This is a genomic window from Massilistercora timonensis (assembly GCF_048354975.1).
Taxonomy (GTDB): domain Bacteria; phylum Bacillota; class Clostridia; order Lachnospirales; family Lachnospiraceae; genus Massilistercora; species Massilistercora timonensis.
In genome coordinates this window covers 1-3,482 of the sequence record NZ_DBGCJQ010000116.1, presented here as the reverse complement: position 1 = coordinate 3,482, position 3,482 = coordinate 1, and the positions used below count along the sequence as shown (strand labels likewise).

The 3,482-nt window shown below is 51.6% G+C and carries 3 protein-coding genes; all 3 read left to right on the top strand.

From position 1 onward, the window contains the following. A partial coding sequence (locus tag ACML7B_RS10220; protein WP_418541098.1) for an ABC transporter permease occupies positions 1-339 on the top strand: 339 nt, incomplete at its 5' end. Then, positions 336-1,391: an ABC transporter substrate-binding protein gene (locus ACML7B_RS10215; RefSeq protein WP_418541097.1), complete on the top strand. Its 1,056-nt coding sequence runs from the start codon at positions 336-338 to the stop codon at positions 1,389-1,391. The genes ACML7B_RS10220 and ACML7B_RS10215, both read left to right, overlap by 4 nt. Before the next feature lie 34 nt (positions 1,392-1,425). Continuing rightward, positions 1,426-3,315 (top strand): GNAT family N-acetyltransferase, encoded by a 1,890-nt coding sequence (locus ACML7B_RS10210; RefSeq protein WP_418541095.1) that lies wholly within the window; start codon positions 1,426-1,428, stop codon positions 3,313-3,315. The last annotated feature ends 167 nt before the right edge of the window (positions 3,316-3,482 follow it).

Genomic DNA, 3,482 nt, shown 5'->3' with positions numbered 1-3,482 from the left:
AACTTAAGTATCTACGAGGCGGCCCGGGATCTGGGTGCCAATGCGGTTTACGCCTTTTTCAAGATCATCCTGCCTCAGCTGGCAGGAGGGATCGCGGCGGGATTTTTCATGGCCTTCACCATGTCCATGGACGACTTTGTGATCACCTATTTTACGAAAGGGCCGGGAATCAACACCTTGTCCACCATGATCTACGGAGAGATCCGCAAGGGGATTAAGCCGGAGATGTACGCTCTTTCCACCATCATTTTCGTAGTGATCTTTATCATTCTGCTGATCGTGAATTTCGCTCCGCAGAAAAATAATAAAAAGGAAGAAAAGGGAGGATATGCAAGATGAAAAAAAGAGTGCTGAGTGCGGTTCTGGCCGCAATGCTGCTGGGGACTGCCGCCATTGGCTGCGGCGGCGGGGGAGACCCCAAGGAGACCCTGACAGTGTTTAACTACGGGGAGTACATGGATCCCATCGTCCTGGATATGTTTGAGGATGAGACGGGGATCGAGGTGAAGTATGAGGAGGCCCTGACGCCGGAGGAGATGTATACCAAGTATGTGTCCGGTGCGGTGGACTATGACCTTCTGTGCTCCACAGACTATATGCTGCAGCGGCTGATCGACGAGGGCGAGGTGCAGGAGATCGATATGGAAGCCCTGGAGAACCGGGGAAATATCGGAGACAAATACTGGGAATTCTCCAAGGCCTTCGATCCGGAGAACAAGTATACCGTTCCTTACTTCTGGGGAACTCTTGGGATCCTTTACGATACCACCAAGGTGGATGCGCCGGTGGACAGCTGGGATGTGCTGTTCAACGGGGATTATGCCGGCGAGATCGTGATGCAGAACAGTATGCGGGACACCTATATGGTAGCGCTGAAATATCTGGGCTACTCTATTAATACCAATAACGAGAATGAGATCCGGGAGGCCTATGACCTGCTTGTGAAGCAGAAACCGGACGTGCAGGCTTATCTGGTGGACGAGGCAAGAGATGAAGTGGTGGCGGGCAACGCTACCATGGCGGTAGTCTACTCCGGGGAAGCCTACCTGGGAAATGAGTATAATGAGGATCTGGCTTATGTGATCCCCAAGGAGGGGTCCAACGTGTGGCTGGATTCCTGGTGTATGACCAAGAACTGCGACAATGTGGACGCGGCCCAGCAGTTCCTGGATTTCCTGTGCCGGGAGGATATCGCCAAGATCAATTTTGAGTATATTTACTATTCCACGCCAAATGATGCGGTGATCGAGAGCCTGAGCGATGAGGAGCGGGCGGACGAGGCCCTGGTGCCGGCGGATGACGCCACGGAGAACTGCGAGGTCTGCGTGCAGACAGAGCCGGAGATCACAGAGATGATGAATGAGCTGTGGAAGGAACTGAAGGCGGACTAAAGAAGCGTCCCATAAGAAGAATTGGGAGAGAAGCATGAGTTATCAGATTTTGACGGGAGAACAGATGGGGAGGGATTTCCTCCCCAGGATCATGGAGATCGACCGGATCTGTTATGAGCAGGAATACGTGGGCGAACTGTCTAAAATGGAGGCCCGGTATGACCGGAATCCCAGGAGCTTCGTCTGCGTGATGGATGGGGAGAAGCCTGCCGGGTATATCAATTTCTTCCCTGTGGGAGAGGCTCTCTGGGAAGAGATCGTGGAGACCGGGATGAAGATTCGGGACGATGATATCCGGCCGGATGAGATGGCGGATTATTCCAGGGAGAAGGAGAACCATCTGTTTATCATTTCCGTGGCGGTGCTGCCGGAATACCGGAAGGACAAGGAAGTGATCGTTACTCTTTCCAACGGGTTTGTTGCTTATCTGAACCAGCTGGAAGCGGAAGGATTTCATATCGGCGGGCTGGCCGGGACGGCAGTTTCTGAGGGCGGTAAGAAATTCCTGCGAAGCCGGATGTTCCGTCTGTACCGCGAGATCGAGGACGGCAATCAGGTCTATCTGTGCGATGGCCCTTATCTTAAGAAGCTTCTGGCCAATGACCTGTATTTTAAGACTCACAGAGAAGATGTGTATCTGTTCCTGCCCTATGCAGACAATGTGAAGAATACCAGGCTTCGAAAATTACTGGAGCCAGAGGAGGAAAGAGAGGTTCCGGAGGTGCCTGCCTGGCTTCTTTCGGCTCTGGATGACTGTCTGAACTATGAGTATGAAAATGACCTGGTCAGTGAGCTGAAACGGATCTATATCGGGGACTTTCAGTTCCTTCATACTCTGGACGAGTATGAGGATGAAGAGGATCACACTGTCCGTCCGTATATCGTGGGGGAGGAAAAAGTGTATCTGTCGCTTTTTGCCCATCCTTCTTCCCATATGTATGTATTGATGTTGTTCTTCCCGGATTGCCGTTATTCCACGTCTCAGCTGGAGGATCAGCTGAGCCATGGGTATTTGAAGATCCGGCGTCCGGAGGATATGGACGAGAGAGGATTCTACCGGTATCAGGACCTGAACGCCTATCTGCGCAGGGAGTACGGGCTGCTTTTGTGCGGAAGGGGCAAAAGCCTTCTGTGTATGTCCGATCTGCCGGCAAATGAGGGGGAATTTTACAATATCCTGACGGCAGAGGCCTACAACAGTATGCACCAGGATTTCCATATCCGCTATCCCAGACTGAAGGAGATGGCGGAACAAAACCGGGCGGTGTATGACTATTATGAGGCTTATATGACGGAGGATGTGGTGGCGATGGTCCTCTATGACTATGCAAGTCTCACTCAGAAGGAACGGATCGAACTGACAGCCACCTATGCTTTTATCGCCGAGCTGGTGATCTTCCAGAATACAGCGTTAAATAAAATGACGGTGAAGGTTTCCAATGCCCTGGCCAACGAAGGGGATGTATCGTATCAGTATATCAGCCAGTTATACCGGGATTACGCCAAAACCATACGATTCTGGCAGAGTCAGAATTTCCGTTATTACGGGACCCAGCGGGAGGCGGATCAGATCCGGGAAGCCTTTGGAAATGATGAACTGCGGCGGAATTATTATGAGCAGCAGGAATTCCTGGAGCATATGGTGGATCTGAAAAACGCCCAGGTGGAGCGGAAAAACGGCTTGATCATCAACATTGTGGCCATTGTTCTGGCAGTGATCCAGGTACAGGGTTATCTGGTAGATCTCTTAAGCCGGTTCTATGAACATTTCGGGATTCCGGTGGAGTCTGCCTCCAGCACCTTTGATGTGATGGTGATCGGAGGAGGCGGCCTCATTTTCCTGGTGTGGTATATCCTCTACCGGAAGCATTTCCATGTTCGCAAGAAGAAGTTAAGTGAGATCGCGGTGAGGAAGGAATTATGATGAGGGAAGGGTATCTCTGGAATCGAAAATGGCTGTGGATCCTGATATTGGTGGCGGCAGCGGTGATCCTGTCCTATATGAAGCCTCTGAAGCTGGAGGAAGGGGGCGAGGTGACCTACTTAAGCATGCTGGCCATCTATCTGGTAGGGTATTTCTATGGCGGGTGG

Excerpts from the sequence above, each read along its gene's own strand:
- ACML7B_RS10210 (WP_418541095.1), top strand. The coding sequence starts at position 1,426 with ATGAGTTATCAGATTTTGACGGGAGAACAGATGGGGAGGGATTTCCTC.
- ACML7B_RS10215 (WP_418541097.1), top strand. The coding sequence starts at position 336 with ATGAAAAAAAGAGTGCTGAGTGCGGTTCTGGCCGCAATGCTGCTGGGG.